Origin of the sequence: Klebsiella ornithinolytica (genome assembly GCF_030505655.1) — a bacterium.
In the GTDB taxonomy this organism is placed as follows: domain Bacteria; phylum Pseudomonadota; class Gammaproteobacteria; order Enterobacterales; family Enterobacteriaceae; genus Klebsiella; species Klebsiella ornithinolytica.
Map to the genome: position 1 here is coordinate 1427741 of NZ_CP130153.1, position 17160 is coordinate 1444900.

Consider the following 17160-nt stretch of genomic DNA (forward strand, 5'->3'; position numbering starts at 1 on the left):
CCGATGAAAACGGAGCAACCGTTATGGGGAAGAGGGATTATGGTCTCGCCCCAGCACTTCCAGCAACAGGCCGCATATGCTGCCTGGTCTGCCGAAGGTATCGCGCAGATGAGTCTCAGCCACCCCTGGGGGGTGATTGAGGCTGCATTTGAACAAAACATGCTGAAGCTGGGCCGTTTACAGGCCAGCAGGCTGCATATTCGTTTTCAGGATGGCACCCTGGTTGATAGTGATAATGCTGACGGCCTGCCTTCGGTGCTATCGCTTGAAGGGGAATCGCACGAAACCATCGTGGTACTGGCGTTACCGCTATGGCGCGCCAACGGCGGTAACTGCCTGAAGCCAGACGAGGCAGCTGAACGTCCGGTTCGCTATCGTCAGCGCTGGCATGATGTCCGCAACCAGTTTGGTGACGATAATCGCCAGATTGCGGTTCTGCAGCCTGAACTCAGTTTGCGCTTTGCCCATCAGAATAACAGCGACTATCTGACCTGCCCGGTGGCGCGTCTGCAGCAGGACTCACAGGGAGTCTGGACGCTGGATGACAGCTTTTTACCTCCGTTACTGAGTGTACGAAGTAGCCGTTGGCTGATGAAGCAGCTTGATCAACTGATGACTCAGCTTCGGGCGCGTCTGATACGTCTGATGGCCATGCGTCGTGAAAGTAACGAACGAATGGCCGACTTTGCTGTGGCGGACGTCTCCCTTTTCTGGCTCCTCAATGCGCTCAACAGCGCAGAACCGGTGCTGGCACAGTTCCAGCGTTTTCCACAAAGCGCCGTCGAGCGCCTGTTCCCGGAGCTGGCTCGTCTGGCGGGTGGCCTGCTGACCTTCTCCCTTGAGCACCAGGTTAGCGCAATCCCGGCTTACCAGCACGAACATCTGAATGCGGTTTTCCCGCCGCTGTTCGACCTGTTAAGCGATTTACTGGAAGCCAGCCTTCCATCCCGCGTGGTGTCCATTGAGCTGACGCATGACAAACGCCTGCGTCAATGGCTGGCTCGTCTGCAGGATCCTCGCCTGCTTGAAGGGGCGGATTATTACCTGTCCGTACGCTCGCCTGTTCCGGTGGCACAGCTGCAGGAGCAGTTCCCTCGCCAGTGCAAAGTGGGCAGCCCTGATTATGTCACAAACCTGGTGAATGCCTCCCGACAGGGCATCCCGCTCAAACCATTGCATCACGTCCCGGCAGCCATTCCTTTGCGTCTGGAAAACCAGTATTTCTCGCTCGATTTATCCCATCCGGCGGCACAAGAAATGCTGGAGAGCGGCAGTTGCATGTTCTACACCCCGGGCACGCTCGGTGAACCTGAACTTGAACTCTTTGCGGTACTGAGAACATGAGTAAAACCAAGCGTGGAGTGATCGCGCCCATTGATATTGATGCCCTGTTGCAGGACACGTGGCTACAGGTAGTCAGCCTGCGCCATGGGCCAACGTTCCAGGAGGGAGAAGGTTGGGTGCTGTGGGAGCGCTGCGTTGCAGATGTCGAGCGCGTTCAGCTGGTGCTGAAAGAGAAGGGGCTGGATGACGCAAGCTGCCAGCATATCCTTACTGCCCAATGTGCGCTGATCGATGAGGCTGTTAAAAGTCGTGGCCTGCAGGATGATGCCTGCGTTCAGTGGTATGACATTCCACTGCAGGGGCATTTTCTGGGCACGATGGAAGCGGGCGATACGCTGTGTGACCGCATGCGTGACGTATTGTATGCACCCGCATCAGAGAGTGCCGTTTTAACCTGCTTCCAACGGGTCATGATGCTGGGCTTTCTCGGTAGCTACCGTTCGTTGAACGATCCGGAGCGGCAGAAGCTGGTGAAAGCGCTCAGCGAACACGTGGCGCCTTTCACTTATCCGCAAACGCATCCGGTACTGGCTGAAAGCCGCAGCGGGCGAGGAGTCGGTAGCTGGTTTTCCTCATGGCCGGTTCGCATTGCCGTGAGCGTCATCGTGGTCGCTGCGCTGTGGTGGGGGCTGAACAACTGGCTGGATCAGATGCTGGCAACCCTGTTGCCTGGGGCGGTGAAATGAGTCCTGCGCAACAGCGGTGGCTTGCTCTCTGGGCAGCGCTTTTAACAGGGACGATCTGCCTGAGCTTTCTGCCTCTTTCGAGACTGGTTTCGATCCTTATCCTGCTGGTCGTCTGGGGGGGGATAGCGGCGCTGCTGTATGTGTCCTCTCGTCGTTCAGAACAAAATCATACTGCATGTCTCGATAATCTGCCGGAGGTGACATACCGCCAGCCTGTTGTGCTGGTTTGTGGTGATGTTCCCTGGACATGGCAAGAGGCGTCGCAGGTGCTGACCGTGACGCATGGCTGCTGGATCCGCGTTGAAGAACATCAGGATGTTGAGCAGGTAGCACGCCAACTGCTGTGGCTGCGTCCTGACTGGGGGCGTCAGCTGTCGGTGATGGTCAGTGTTTACCCGCAGAAACACGCAGACAGCGAAGCCCTGACCAGTCGTCTGTTGGTCCTGCGCTGGCAAATCAGCCGGCTGCGTAAAGAAACGGGTCATTCTGTGCCGCTGGTTCTGAATGGTCAGGTTGGCAGCGCGATGACGAATGATCTGCTCTGGCAGGCGGCTATCCCGGGGGAAGGGGTGAGGATCTGGCGTGAGTCTTCAGCGCCGAGTTCAATCGTTGCATGGGTCACCACCGGTGGGTCGCCTGCGATGCAGCAACAGGTGCTGATGAACAGCTTGATGAACTGGTTCCATCAGCACGTCAAAGCTGTCTTTATGGATGAAAACCCTGACGTTCCTGCCATTGCTCCTACCGCGGTGCTGTGGGGAATGGGACCGATCCTTGCCGGAAGTCTGGCGACATCTGCCTGGACGGCGTGGCTTTCCCGTCACACTGCGATGCAGCAGGTGGCCGGCTGGCAGCCGGTGGGCACGGACAGTACGGTTATCTCCCCGTTCCCGGATTTTATTCTGCCGCTGCTGCCAGAGGGGCGAGGCCTGACGCCGCGTGGGCGAGCCTTCCGTTGTGCACTCTGGATTTTCACGCTGGCAGCCATTGCTGCGCTGCTCAGTAGTGGCTGGAACAATCGCCAGCTGCTGCAGCGTGTGAGCTTCGATATTGCCCGCTATGACCGTATCCCGATGCATGATTTGGGACCAAAAGCCGATGCTGTTGCCGTCCTGCGTGACGATGCGGCAGAGCTGGATGACTGGGCGCGCAATGGCATACCGGCGCGGATGGGCCTCGGTCTGTATCAGGGAGAGCGTCTGCGAATGCCTGTGCTGGATGCGATCCGTTCCTGGGTGCCACCACCACCGCCACCTGAACCGCAGCCAAAACCCAAACCGGTACCGAAAATTGTCCGCCTCGACAGCATGTCGTTGTTCGATTCCGGCAAATCTGTGTTAAAGGCTGGCTCCACCAAAATGCTGGTCAACTCCCTGGTCGGCGTTAAGGCAAAGCCGGGCTGGCTGATCGTGGTCGCCGGTCATACCGATAACACCGGCACTCCACAACTGAATCAGCCGCTTTCTCTGAAACGTGCCGCAGCTGTGCGCGACTGGATGCGTGACACCGGCGACCTGCCGGAAAGCTGTTTTGCAGTGCAGGGCTATGGCGAAAGTCGTCCTGTCGCAACTAACGACACCGCGGACGGGCGCGCGCTCAACCGTCGTGTCGAAATCAGTCTGGTACCGCAGGCGAACGCCTGTCAGCTACCGGGCGAACCCACAGCGTCATCGCAGGATGATGACGTTTCTCAACATTAATGGAGTAAATCCGATGGCAATTCCTGTTTATCTTTGGCTGAAAGACGACGGCGGCGCGGACATCAAAGGGTCTGTGGACGTGCAGGACCGCGAAGGCAGCATCGAAGTGGTGGCACAACAGCATAACCTGTACATCCCGACCGACAACAACACCGGCAAGCTGACGGGTACCCGTATCCACACCCCGTTCCTGTTCACCAAGGAAATCGATTCGTCCAGCCCGTATCTGTACAAGGCGGTGACCACCGGTCAGACCCTGAAATCCGCGGAATTTAAGTGGTACAAAATCAACGACGCGGGCCAGGAAGTGGAGTACTTCAACACCAGACTCGAAAACGTGAAAGTGGTGAAAGTGAACCCGGTGATGCACGACATCAAGGATCCTGCTTACGAGAAGCATAACCACCTCGAACAGATCGAACTACGTTACGAAAAAATCACCTGGACCTACAAAGACGGCAACATCATTCATTCCGATTCCTGGAACGAACGCGCCACTGCGTAAGTCACGAGCGGGCAGAGCTTCTCTGTCCGCTTTTTTGTCTTTGCTGAATGTCTGCCGCCGACGGGCGTTGAGCAAAGAACCCACAATCTGCCAGCCGACCGTATGCGCTTTGGTCCCCTTCTCGGGAAACAGCGAGGGGCGGTAGCGTGTCCAGGAACCGACAAAGAGAGAGACTCATGGAAAATCCAGCCATCCTGCTGCGACGTCTGAACCCTTACTGTGCCCGTGCGATGGAAGGGGCAGCCTCGCTCTGTCAGACCCGCGCACATGCGGAAATTTTGCCGGAGCACTGGCTGCTGAAACTGCTGGAGCAGGGCGAGGGTGACCTCACCGTGCTGGCTCGGCGTTACGAATGGGATATGGAGGCGCTGTGGCAGGATTTGCTCGTCTGGCTGGACAAACAACCGCGCTCAGTGCGTCACCGACCGCAGCTCTCGGAAAACATCCAGACGCTGATGCAGGAAGCCTGGCTGACGGCCTCTCTTAATGGAGAAGAGCAAATCCGTAGCGTGCATCTGCTGATGGCGCTGGTCGAAAAGCCCAAACTGGCCCACTGTGATGGCCTGTGGCCATTGCTGACTCTGGGCCAGAGTCAGCTGGATCGCCTGCGTCCGTTACTCGATGCACAGTCCGACGAACGTCCGGACGTGCAGCAGGAAGCTGAACTGGCGCAGAGCCATGGCGGGGGAGTGGCGTTTGTCGGGCGCCCGGTTGGGGCAGAAGTGAAAGAGGGCGAGTTGTCCCCGGCGCTGCAGAACGCGCTGGATAAATTCACTCTCGATGTCACCGCCAAAGCGAAGGACGGCAAAATCGACCCGGTGTTTGGCCGCGACACGGAAATCCGCCAGATGGTCGACATTCTCTCCCGTCGTCGCAAGAACAATCCGATCCTGGTCGGTGAACCCGGCGTCGGCAAAACCGCCCTGGTGGAAGGTCTCGCACTCAGAATCGCCGAAGGCAATGTACCGGAAGCGCTCAAACCTGTTGTGCTGCGCGCGCTTGACCTTGGCCTGCTGCAGGCGGGGGCGGGCGTGAAGGGCGAATTTGAACAGCGGCTGAAAAACGTCATCGATGCCGTGCAGCAATCACCGGTGCCGATTTTGCTGTTCATCGACGAAGCGCACACTATCATCGGCGCGGGCAACCAGGCGGGGGGCGCAGATGCCGCCAACCTGCTGAAACCGGCGCTGGCGCGCGGCGAACTGCGTACCATCGCCGCCACCACCTGGTCTGAATACAAACAGTATTTCGAGCGTGACGCCGCCCTGGAACGTCGCTTCCAGATGGTGAAAGTTGACGAGCCCGACGATGACACCGCCTGCCTTATGCTGCGCGGCCTGAAGTCCCGCTATGCCGAACACCACAACGTGCACATTACCGATAATGCGGTGCGCGCCGCCGTCAGCCTTTCACGGCGCTACCTGACGGGCCGCCAGCTGCCGGACAAGGCCGTTGATCTGCTCGACACCGCCAGCGCCCGGGTGCGCATGAGTCTCGATACCGTACCGGAACCGCTGACCCACATTCGCTCGCAGATTACCTCGCTTGAAATGGAGAGGCAGTCGCTGCTGGAAGACATTGCGCTGGGTAGCCAGACGCACGGCGAACGCCTGGCCGCCATTGAGCAGGAAGAAAATGACCTTATCGTCGCGCTCGACGAACTGGAGACCCGGTACGGCGGAGAGCTGAAACTTACCGAACAGCTGCTGGAAAGTCGCCAGGATATCTCGCGCCAGAGCGAGATTCAGGCGCTGCAACAGCAGCTGAACGCCATGCAGCACAGCAACCCGCTGCTTTCTGCCGATGTGGATGTGCGCACCGTGGCTAACGTGATCGCCGACTGGACCGGCGTACCGCTGTCCTCGCTAATGAAAGACGAGCAGACTGGGCTGCTGACCCTGGAAAATGAAATCGGCAAACGTGTGGTCGGACAGGACGTGGCGCTGACTGCCATCGCGCAACGCCTGCGAGCAGCGAAAACCGGCCTCACGTCTGAAAACGGCCCACAGGGTGTGTTCCTGCTGGTCGGTCCGAGTGGTGTCGGTAAAACCGAAACCGCGCTGGCGCTGGCCGACGTGCTGTACGGCGGCGAAAAATCCTTAATCACCATCAATCTTTCCGAATACCAGGAGCCGCACACCGTTTCTCAGTTGAAAGGCTCACCGCCGGGCTACGTCGGTTATGGCCAGGGCGGCATCCTGACCGAAGCCGTGCGCAAACGCCCGTACAGCGTGGTGTTGCTGGATGAAGTGGAAAAAGCGCACCGCGACGTGATGAACCTGTTCTATCAGGTGTTCGACCGCGGTTTCATGCGCGACGGCGAAGGCCGTGAAATCGACTTCCGTAATACGGTGATCCTGATGACCTCCAACCTTGGCAGCGACCATCTGATGCAGCTGCTGGACGAACATCCGGAAGCGACCGAAGCGGATCTGCATGAATTGCTGCGCCCGATCCTACGCGATCATTTCCAGCCCGCGCTGCTGGCCCGTTTCCAGACGGTGATTTACCGCCCGCTTAATGAGCCCGCCATGCGCACCATCGTGGAAATGAAGCTGTCGCAGGTCAGCAAGCGCTTACATCGACACTACGGTCTGACCACGCACATCGAAGAGAGCCTGTACGACGCGCTGACCGCCGTCTGTCTGCTGCCGGATACCGGTGCACGTAACGTCGACAGCCTGCTCAACCAGCAAATTCTGCCGGTACTGAGTCAGCAGCTGCTGACCCACATGGCCGCCAGACAGAAACCACAGTCGTTATGCCTTAGCTGGAGTGAGGAAGAGGGTATCGGGCTGGAGTTTGACCGTACACAAGGAGTGCACGCATGAGCAGTAATCCCCCGATCAGATTCAGCCACAACCATCACCTGCTGTCGGTGAAGGGATGTGAGGCAGAGCTGGATGTGCTGGCCTTTGAAGGTGATGAAGCTCTGAGCACACCGTTCAGCTACCGGATTGAATTCACCAGCTGTGACCATGCCATCAGCAAAGAGATGATGCTGATGAAACCGGGCTCGCTGACGCTGCAGGCTCCGGTGAACCAGGGCTTTGGCATCAAAATGCAGCAGGCGGTCCGGGTGATTCAGGGCGTGGTGAGCGGGTTTGAGCGACTCAGCACCTCGAAAGACGAGACCTGTTATGCGCTGACGTTACAGCCACGCCTGGCACTGCTGGGGCGCTCGCACCAGAACGCGATTTACCAGGATATGTCGGTCCCGCAGATTGTGGAAAAAATCCTCCGCGAGCGCCATGGCCTGCGTGGTCAGGATTTCCTTTTCTCGCTCAGCAAAGAATATCCGCGCCGCGAGCAGGTGATGCAGTACGGCGAGGACGACCTGCATTTTATCACCCGTCTGCTGGGTGAGGTGGGTATCTGGTTCCGCTTCACCACCGACACCCGGCTGAACATTGACGTGGTGGAGTTTTACGACAGCCAGCAGGGATATGAGAAAGGCCTGACGCTACCCTCGGTTCCGCCGTCTGGCCAGCATTCAGATGGCGTGGATTCGGTGTGGGGGATGGAGAGCCACCACCACGTGGTGCAGAAGCAGGTCAGCACCCGCGATTACAACTACCGCCAGGCCACGGATGACATGAACACCCTGGTGGACGCGACCCGTGGCGACAATACGACTTACGGCGAGGCATACCACTATGCCGACAACTACCTGACCCAGGGCAGCGCATATGACCGCAATCCTGCCCCGGAGTCCGGGGCGTTTTATGCCCGCATTCGTCATGAGCGCTACCTGAATGGCCAGACGCAGATTCATGCCATCACCAGCTGCCCGACCCTCTCTCCGGGTCAGGTACTGAAAGTCACCGGCGGGTACGAAGTGGCAGACGTGTTTGCTCAGGGAGTGGTCATCACGGCGATGCACAGCCATGCGCGGCGGGATGAAGATTTTGGCGTCAGGTTTGACGGTATCCCGGACAGCACCGATTTTGGCTTCCGTCCTGACCCAGGCTCACGTCCGGTGATGGCCGGCACGCTGCCGGCCCGTGTCACCAGTACCACCGAAAACGACACCTACGGCCATATCGACAAAGACGGCCGCTATCGCGTCAACATGCTGTTTGACCGTGATAACTGGGAGACGGGGTTCGAGAGCCTGTGGGTGCGTCAGTCGCGCCCCTACGCAGGAGATACTTACGGCCTGCACCTGCCGCTGCTGGCGGGCACCGAAGTGGCGATTGGCTTTGAGGACGGCAACCCGGACAGGCCATATATCTCCGGCGTGCTGCATGATTCGGCGCACGGCGACCATGTCACCATCCGCAACAATAAACGCAACGTGCTGCGCACCCCGGCGAACAACAAAATTCGCCTCGACGATGAGCGCGGGAAAGAGCACATCAAGGTCTCCACCGAATACGGTGGCAAGAGCCAGCTGAACCTCGGCCATTTAGTGGACAGCGAAAAGCAGCCGCGCGGGGAAGGCTTCGAGCTGCGCACGGATTCATGGGGCGCCATCCGGGCGCAGAAAGGGATATTCATCAGCGCTGATGGCCAGGCGAAGGCGCAGGGCCAGGTGCTGGAGATGGATGCGGCACTGAGCCAGCTGCAGCAGGCGCTCAGCCAGGCCGAAGCCCTGAGCAGCGCCGTGGAAACCGCCAGAGCCGAACTGGCCGATATCCGGACCCAGAAGGCGCTGCTGGAGCAGGCGCTGACCGGGTTGAAACAGTCGGCGTTGTTACTTTCCGCCCCGGCAGGAATTGCCCAGAGCACGCCGAAAAGCGTGCAGCTGTCAGCGGGTGAGAATGTCATCAGCACCAGCGGCGGGCACACGGATTTCAGTGCGCTGCAGAGATTCACCGTGGCCGCCGGGGAGAGAATAAGTCTGTTTGCGCAAAAGCTGGGTATCAAAATGTTTGCCAGTAAAGGAAAGGTGGAGATACAGGCGCAGGGCGATGAGATGACGCTGGATGCGCTAAAAGATATCCGCATCAGCAGCAGCGAAGGCAAGCTGGTCATCAGCGCGAAGCAGGAAATCATTCTCACCAGCGGGGGCGGCTATATCCGCATTGCGGATGGCGTTGTGGAGTGTGCGGCCCCGGACAAAATCATCCAGCGGGCGGCGGTGTGGCAGAAGTTTGGCGGGCAGAGTATGAGCCAGGCGGCGCAGAGCTGGGAGAGCAGCGAATTCGAAATGGGGCCTGAAGTACGGTGGCCCTATTCTGAGAAACCTGTCGCGGGTCAGAAAATCAGCCTGACGCACAGCGATGGCACCGTGCAGGAGTTAATGACCGCTGCATCTGGTCGCGGGGAAAAACAGAGCTTAGTGGATCCTGCGTCAATGCAGATAAACCTGAAGGATGAGGACTAACGGATGAGTGAGACCGCTGAAAATAATAATGTCCTGCTGGGCTACGACAAGTTTGGCCATCCCCTCTATAAGGTCATTGCCACACCGAAAGACAAGGAGCAATGGCTCAAACTTTACAAGATGCCGGACAGAGTCATCCCGGTTGTGTTTTTACCGGGGGTGATGGGGAGTAATCTGATGAACCCCGATGACAATCAACCCGTCTGGACCGTCAACGGAATTACAAGCATGTTACCCTGGATAGGAAGAGGGCCAGCGAAAAGAAAAAAATTACTGGATCCCAGTAAAACCGTTGTCGATCCCAGTGGGAAGATTGAGACTGAAAGTCCTGAAGAGTATCTGCTTTTTAAATCCCGCCGGGAGCGGGACTGGGGCGAAGTGGGGGCGATGAGCTACGGCACCTTCCTGCCCTGGCTCCAGGAGGCGCTGAACGATAACCAGGCAATGTTAAAAAATAAGACCAGCAAAAATGGGCGACTGACCTTGCGTGAGAGGCTGCTGGATAAACCATTGGGGGCAGAAATCGGTGAGGGTAACCTGACCCCAGAGGAAGTGGCCTTAAGCTATCAGTACCTCTTTCCGGTCCATGCGGTGGGTTACAACTGGCTGCAGTCGAATGTGGATTCTGCAAAAGCACTGGCTAAGCGTATTGATAATATCATTACCGGTTACAAAGCCAGTGGACGCAAATGCGAAAAGGTGATCCTGGTGACCCATTCTATGGGGGGACTGGTTGCCCGTTACTATTCGGAACTGCTGGACGGTGATTACGGGCAGAAAAATATCCTGGGTATTGTACACGGGGTGATGCCGGATCGTGGCGCCCCGATGGCCTATAAGCGTATGAAAGCGGGAGAGGCAGGGACAGTTGGTTTAGTGATTGGCAGCAGCGGCGCGGAAATGACTCCTGTACTGGCACAATCGCCGGGTCCTCTACAACTCCTGCCTGGCAAGGGATACGGGATGGGCTGGTTTCACGTTGAGGGCCTTCAGCAGCCGTTGCCCCAGACAGATCCATACACGGAAATCTACACTCAGCGATCGGCGTGGTGGGGATTATGCGAGGAACGCTTTATTAATCCGGAAAATAAAAATATGGATAAAGTTCAACTTGATAAAGATTGGTTGTCCTTTAAAAATACGCTTTTTACAGACGTCCAGACTTTCGTAGAGGATCTTAATGGTCATTATCATGATAATACCTTTGCCTTTTATGGAAATGACGGGAAGAAATATCCTTCTTATGCAGAACTGCACTGGAAGGACATAAGTGGAAAACATACCCCGGAAGCCTACCGCTCGCAGGTCAGCGAACAGGGAGAAGTCTTCTACCCGGCAGACAAATTTAACCAGACCATCCGCTATGCAACGCTGGAAACACCCGACCAGGGTTATGTTACCCGCAAATATGAATTATCGCCCCCGGCGGAAGACGGCGACGGTACGGTACCGGTCAGAGCGGCCGTGATTAATTCTCCTAAGTTAAAGGCCCAGCTGGGGGTGGGCGTTGACCATGAGGGAGCGTATAAATCTGACAATACCATGGATGCGCGCTGGTTTACCCTGCGGTCAATTATCAGAATTGCACAGCTGGTGAAAAATACAGGGCTTGCTTACCATGAATAAGATAAAGAAAAAGGCAATTATCGTCGCCGCTTTAATCGTAGCGGGATATGGGCTGTATCAATATTTCCGTCCTTATAATCCTTCGCCACAAACACTGACGTCATCACAGCAGGAAGCCATGAACAAGATAAACGCTGAAATGAAACCCTACTGCGTAGGGCGTTATATGCTCGATCTGCCATCATCCTTTACGGCTTATAATGACTCTGCTCCGTTGGATGAAAATATCTGGGCAGCGGTAATATCCAGACCAGAAGATATGTATAAAACCTATCTGGTGACAAAGAAAATGTATCGTCCTGGTTTTGTACAGTTGCTGGCGAGACGGGAGGGGGAGTTACGTGAAGGCCATACTATCAGAAGTGAGAATATGCCATTTTTGAAAAAAATCTGGCAATTGCAAAATGGTTTGGATGGTGTGATTTTTGAAAGAAATACGAATGAAAGCGCTGCGGATGCAATGCGTGTTCTGGAAGGATATCTTTATACCAACGGCGTGGTTATCAAGCTACAGAAGCAGACAGTCAATGATTCAGCTTCACGTTATGAAAGGCAACGCAATGGAGACCCAATTCAGAACTATGTCGCAAGAGATGTCAGCCAGATGCAGTCACTGATAGCGAGGATTAGCGGCAGAGATAATGACGTTATTCCGACAAAGCCCGGTTCCTGTATCACCCATGCGTTTATTGCCACCGACCCGACGGCAAGAGATCGGGAGGACATTAACATAGGACTGATAAGCAATACTCTCGACAATATACGCGTTGTGGTTTCCAATGATAACTTTACGCGTGAAGAAAACACGGTGCTGGACAGAATGGGAGAAATAAAAAGCAATATTTCCCGTTCACGGGGAGATATAGAAAGAAAAGGGGCCTTTAGTGTGAACGGACTGCAGGCGCAGGAGTTTCTGGCAACAGGCTTGCAGGAGGACAACGATGAGCCACGATATCAATTTGAAATGTATATCAATGAAATGACGGCCAGTTATAAGGCCCCGGGCTTTATGCTGACCCTGGATAATCAACGCATGCCACCAACCTCCTACAGCAAGGAGGAAATTATCGCCTTCTGGGACGAGATCAGCCGCAGCGTACGCGTGCGCCCCGGAGCATTTTAACCGACAGGAAAGGATGGCAGATAAATAACAGGGAGGCTTAACAATGGATAAGTTCAGGCGGAAAGCCATTATTTTTGCTGTTTTGGTCGCGCTGGGGGGCGGAGTATATCAATATTTCCGTCCTTACAACCCTTCGCCACAAACACTGACGTCATCACAGCAGGTCGCCATGAATAAGATAAACGCTGAAATGAAACCTTACTGCGTAGGGCGTTATATGCTCGATCTGCCATCATCCTTTACGGCTTATAATGACTCTGCTCCGTTGGATGAAAATATCTGGGCAGCGGTAATATCCAGACCAGAAGATATGTATAAAACCTATCTGGTGACAAAGAAAATGTATCGTCCTGGTTTTGTGCAATTAATCGCTTTACGTGAAAAGGTGCTACAAAACAGTAAAACCATAGACGCCCAGGATATGCCCTTTTTAAAAAAAGTCTGGCCGTTACCGGATGGTATGGATGGTGTAATTTTTGAAAGGAATGAAAACGAAAGCGTTGCAGATGCCATGCGAATCCTGGAAGGATATCTGTATACCAACGGCGTAGTTATTAAATTCCAGAAGCAGACCATTAATGATTCGAGCTCTGTATATAATAAGCAACGAAGGGGGCGACCAGCCAGAAACTACGTCGCAAGAGATGTCAGCCAGATGCAGTCACTGATGGCGAGGATTAGCGGCAGAGATAATGACGTCATTCCGACAAAGCCCGGCTCCTGTATCACCCATGCGTTTATTGCCACCGACCCGACGGCAAGGGAGCGGGAGGATATTAACATAGGACTGATTAGTAATACTTTCGACAATATACGCGTTGTGGTTTCCAATGATAACTTTACGCGTGAAGAAAACACGGTGCTGGACAGAATGGGAGAAATAAAAAGTAATATTTCCCGTTCACGGGGAGGAATAGAAAGAAAAGGGGCCTTTAGTGTGAACGGGCTGCAGGCGCAGGAGTTTCTGGCAACAGGCTTGCAGGAGGACAATGATGAACCACGATATCAATTTGAAATGTATATCAATGAAATGACGGCCAGTTATAAGGCTCCAGGTTTTATGCTGACCCTGGATAATCAACGCATGCCACCAACCTCCTACAGCAAGGAGGAAATTATCGCCTTCTGGGACGAGATCAGCCGCAGCGTACGCGTGCGCCCCGGAGCATTTTAACCGACAGGAAAGGATGGCAGATAAATAACAGGGAGGCTTAACAATGGATAAGTTCAGGCGGAAAGCCATTATTTTTGCTGTTTTGGTCGCGCTGGGGGGCGGAGTATATCAATATTTCCGTCCTTACAACCCTTCGCCACAAACACTGACGTCATCACAGCAGGTCGCCATGAATAAGATAAACGCTGAAATGAAACCATACTGCGTCGGGCGCTATATGCTCGACCTGCCATCCTCCTTTACGGCTTATAATGACTCTGCACCGCTGGATGACAATATCTGGGCAGCGGTGACTTCCCGTCCTGAGGATACATATAAAACCTACCTGGCGACCAAGAAAATGTATCACCCGGGTTTTGTGCAGTTAATCGCTTTACGTGAAAAGGTGCTACAAAACAGTAAAACCGTAGACGCCCAGGATATGCCCTTTTTAAAAAAAGTCTGGCCGTTACCGGATGGTATGGATGGTGTAATTTTTGAAAGGAATGAAAACGAAAGCGTTGCAGATGCCATGCGAATCCTGGAAGGATATCTGTATACCAACGGCGTGGTTATCAAACTACAGAAGCAAACGGTAAATGATTCGAGCCCCGTATATAATCAGCAACGCAATGGTGATCCGATCCAAAATTACGTCGCAAGAGATGTCAGCCAGATGCAGTCACTGATGGCGAGGATTAGCGGCAGAGATAATGACGTCATTCCGACAAAGCCCGGCTCCTGTATCACCCATGCGTTTATTGCCACCGACCCGACGGCAAGGGAGCGGGAGGATATTAACATAGGACTGATTAGTAATACTTTCGACAATATACGCGTTGTGGTTTCCAATGATAACTTTACGCGTGAAGAAAACACGGTGCTGGACAGAATGGGAGAAATAAAAAGTAATATTTCCCGTTCACGGGGAGGAATAGAAAGAAAAGGGGCCTTTAGTGTGAACGGGCTGCAGGCGCAGGAGTTTCTGGCAACAGGCTTGCAGGAGGACAATGATGAACCACGATATCAATTTGAAATGTATATCAATGAAATGACGGCCAGTTATAAGGCTCCAGGTTTTATGCTGACCTTGGATAATCAACGCATGTCACCAACCTCCTACAGCAAGGAGGAAATTATCGCTTTCTGGGACGAGATTAGCCGTAGCGTACGCCTGCGCCCCGGAACGTTTTAACCGGTCAGAAAGAATGGCGGATAAATAACAATTTTCGCATTGCTGATGGTGTTGTGGAGTGCGCAGCGTCGGACAAAATTATCCAGCGGGCGGCGGTGAGGCAGAAGTTTGGCGGGCAGAGTATGAGCCAGGCGGCGCAGAGCTGGGAGAACACTGATTTTGTCATAACGCCTGAATTCAGGTGGTTATCGGATGACTCACCTGCGGCCGGCCTGAAGCTGGGTTTAGCAGGCGGCGATGGCACGGTGCCGGTAGAGTCGCTGAGCGTCATTTGCCGTAACAGCGAAATTAAAAGCATTCTGGCAACCGGGTTGAGCACCAGGGGGCCTACGACGTCAGTAGCCTGAAGGATATAAAAGACAGGCCAGCCCTGCTGTTTACCCTCAGGGCTATTGTGAAAATGGTTCAGGAGATCCCGATCCCATGAAGGCGATTCGGCAGCTTACAGCGTTATCTCTTATGGCGGGCAGTATATTTTTCATTGCCCAGGCTATGGCATCCACGCCAGTGCAGAAGGACAGTCCAGTGATAAATACTTTGTTTGCGCAAACCAAACCGCAGTGTATCGGGCGCTATGTTATTGATGTTCCAGATTCGTTTAACAATCAGATTCACGATATGATTTTTATCGATGATTTTAAAATTGAAAGCAAAACTCTCTACCCGCCCGCGTTTAAACAGCGGATGGAGTTAAGAGAGCAAGAGCTGAATGGTGCAATAAATAAACCAGGGAATAAACAAGAAAATGAACCTTACATCAAACAAATTATTCGACTCGAGGGTAATAAAGGCGTGATTTTTGATCGAAATGATTCAGGCTCTGCGGATTCATTCCGACATCTGGAAGCGCATGTTTATGTAAATGGTATTGCTTTTATTATCACTGCCAAGATTTTAGACTTGTCTGCTACTAAGTATGCGGAGGAGAAAAAAACATATCTCAATGCTGGTTTCTCCGAGCTGGAAACAAATACCAAGCCTGCCAAACTGGCAGCCATGCAGTCTCTGATATCACGGCTTAGCGGCAGAAAAGATGAGGATATTCCGTCGGCTAAAGGCGTGTGTATCCCCAATGGATTTATCAGGGATGATGGCGGGAAGCATAAAGAAAGTCTCACGTTCCGCTATGAAAATGATGACTTTGTTTTTGGTGTTGATATGGATAACACAATAAAGGGTTCAGAAGACACGTTGTTTAACCGCAGCGCGCAAATTAATGAAGCGCTTAAGACCTCCAATCAGTACACCATAAAAAAAGTAGCGCTCTCACCGAACGATATTCCAGCAGAGTCATGGCTGTTTGGTGGAACTCAAACTATCAGAAATACGGCAACGGGAAAGGATGAAAAGAACATATTCTATAATTTTATGCTTTATGCTAATGAACGTGATGCCACGCCGGATAAACCGAATCTTAATATTGGGTTCGGTAGTGAGTATAAAAAAACGCGCTACAGCGAAGCGCAGATGATTGAAATCTGGGACAGACTAGTAAATTCACTGCGTTATATATGTCTCTGATGAAATTGATCATGTTTTTCACATATTTCCACCCTATTTAAAAAAGGACAAATAATGAGCGTCGGCTATTTTTTAAGAGTGGGTGATAGCACCACCTGCGGTGGAAAGATCCTTACCGGCGATTCAACGTTTCAATGGTACGGTGTTTCTGCTGCCAGAGAAGGAGATATGGTTAACTGCGGTAAGCACTCCGGAACTTACAAAATATTAGGAGGCGTTGCCGATTCATTCGATGGAGGTCAGACCCTGGCGGGGTCACTTGACAGCTTTAGCTCCTGCCCGTGTCACGCAAAATTTATCTCCGGTATTCCGGATAGTTACGCTAAGGCGGATGCAGGAGGAGTGGAAAAGTCATCTCCGCAGTAAAAGAGGCTAAAATCTGTAATGGATAATTTATGGATTTAAGCGATAAAACAGGGGGGGAAATTGGCGGTGGCGTCGCAGGTGGGTGGTTAGCAGGTTTAGCAGTAGCGCCACTTTGCGGCCCGGGAGCTCCAGTTTGCGCAAGTGCGCTAGTATTATTAGATAACGCTGCGGGCGGTATAGTAAGTCGGTAGTGGCAGACAGCCTGGATGAGGAAATTGAGGAGTTTACAGCGTGGAAGATAAACTAATATTCTTCGACTTGTGCGGTGCACTATCAGATATCTTTGTCGATAACGAAATCGATTTTAAATATATTTCCTCGGTAGCTAAAGAATTCCCTGTCGATACAGTGGAAGAAATCTTGTTTGAATGGGTTGCCCCTGTTTGTTATACCAACCTCCTTACGCCAGCACCTTCTGTATGGTGCGGGTTTGATAAAAAAACGTTATGGATTGACATTTGTGAGTATCATAATAAAAAAGATTTTATTGCAAAGTACAAACATAAATTACTCGTGCCTATTCTTAAAATAACTTACCGGAAAGAATGGACAGCCCTGAAGCATGAAATGCTAATGCGATAAATAATAAATTATATGTAACTCATTATTTAA

13 protein-coding genes and 1 pseudogene are annotated in these 17160 nt (G+C 53.3%); all 14 read left to right on the forward strand.

Features of this window, described 5'->3' with window-relative positions; all coding sequences use genetic code 11:
* The first annotated feature begins 3 nt into the window (after positions 1 to 3).
* Positions 4 to 1344 carry a type VI secretion system baseplate subunit TssK gene (gene tssK, locus Q1L34_RS06820; RefSeq protein WP_086816050.1) on the forward strand — a complete coding sequence of 447 codons (1341 nt, stop codon included), beginning with the start codon at positions 4 to 6 and terminating at the stop codon, positions 1342 to 1344.
* On the forward strand, positions 1341 to 2030 hold the full coding sequence (tssL, locus tag Q1L34_RS06825) for a type VI secretion system protein TssL, short form (RefSeq protein ID WP_004865354.1): 690 nt from the start codon (positions 1341 to 1343) through the stop codon (positions 2028 to 2030). Before tssK ends, tssL begins: the two co-directional genes overlap by 4 nt.
* Entirely contained in the window at positions 2027 to 3730 is a 1704-nt protein-coding gene (locus tag Q1L34_RS06830; protein WP_137056035.1) for an OmpA family protein, read from the forward strand. The genes tssL and Q1L34_RS06830 overlap by 4 nt, the downstream gene beginning before the upstream one ends.
* A 13-nt stretch (positions 3731 to 3743) precedes the next feature.
* Entirely contained in the window at positions 3744 to 4235 is a 492-nt protein-coding gene (gene hcp, locus Q1L34_RS06835; RefSeq protein ID WP_004865348.1) for a type VI secretion system effector Hcp, read from the forward strand.
* A gap of 176 nt (positions 4236 to 4411) precedes the next feature.
* Complete coding sequence (gene tssH, locus Q1L34_RS06840) at positions 4412 to 7066, forward strand: type VI secretion system ATPase TssH (protein ID WP_204111681.1); 2655 nt, start codon at positions 4412 to 4414, stop codon at positions 7064 to 7066.
* Entirely contained in the window at positions 7063 to 9564 is a 2502-nt protein-coding gene (locus tag Q1L34_RS06845) for a DUF2345 domain-containing protein (RefSeq protein ID WP_097358249.1), read from the forward strand. Before tssH ends, Q1L34_RS06845 begins: the two co-directional genes overlap by 4 nt.
* A 3-nt stretch (positions 9565 to 9567) precedes the next feature.
* A complete protein-coding gene (locus Q1L34_RS06850) occupies positions 9568 to 11190 on the forward strand; it encodes a lipase family alpha/beta hydrolase (RefSeq protein ID WP_327204413.1) in 1623 nt (540 codons plus the stop codon).
* Positions 11183 to 12313, forward strand: coding sequence for a T6SS immunity protein Tli4 family protein (locus Q1L34_RS06855; protein ID WP_327204414.1), 1131 nt, complete (start codon positions 11183 to 11185; stop codon positions 12311 to 12313). The genes Q1L34_RS06850 and Q1L34_RS06855 overlap by 8 nt, the downstream gene beginning before the upstream one ends.
* Before the next feature lie 43 nt (positions 12314 to 12356).
* Positions 12357 to 13487, forward strand: a complete 1131-nt coding sequence (locus tag Q1L34_RS06860; protein ID WP_182952273.1) for a T6SS immunity protein Tli4 family protein — start codon at positions 12357 to 12359, stop codon at positions 13485 to 13487.
* A 43-nt stretch (positions 13488 to 13530) separates the two neighbouring features.
* Complete coding sequence (locus Q1L34_RS06865) at positions 13531 to 14661, forward strand: T6SS immunity protein Tli4 family protein (RefSeq protein ID WP_327204415.1); 1131 nt, start codon at positions 13531 to 13533, stop codon at positions 14659 to 14661.
* Positions 14662 to 14894: 233 nt separating this feature from the next.
* A pseudogene (locus Q1L34_RS28465) lies at positions 14895 to 15088 on the forward strand (acetyltransferase); the annotation flags it as partial.
* Positions 15085 to 16182 carry a T6SS immunity protein Tli4 family protein gene (locus Q1L34_RS06875; RefSeq protein WP_327204416.1) on the forward strand — a complete coding sequence of 366 codons (1098 nt, stop codon included), beginning with the start codon at positions 15085 to 15087 and terminating at the stop codon, positions 16180 to 16182. The pseudogene Q1L34_RS28465 and the gene Q1L34_RS06875, both read left to right, overlap by 4 nt.
* 54 nt (positions 16183 to 16236) lie before the next feature.
* On the forward strand, positions 16237 to 16548 hold the full coding sequence (locus tag Q1L34_RS06880; protein WP_004865314.1) for a PAAR domain-containing protein: 312 nt from the start codon (positions 16237 to 16239) through the stop codon (positions 16546 to 16548).
* A gap of 231 nt (positions 16549 to 16779) precedes the next feature.
* Positions 16780 to 17130: a DUF7079 family protein gene (locus tag Q1L34_RS06885; RefSeq protein ID WP_097357943.1), complete on the forward strand. Its 351-nt coding sequence runs from the start codon at positions 16780 to 16782 to the stop codon at positions 17128 to 17130.
* Positions 17131 to 17160: the final 30 nt, after the last annotated feature.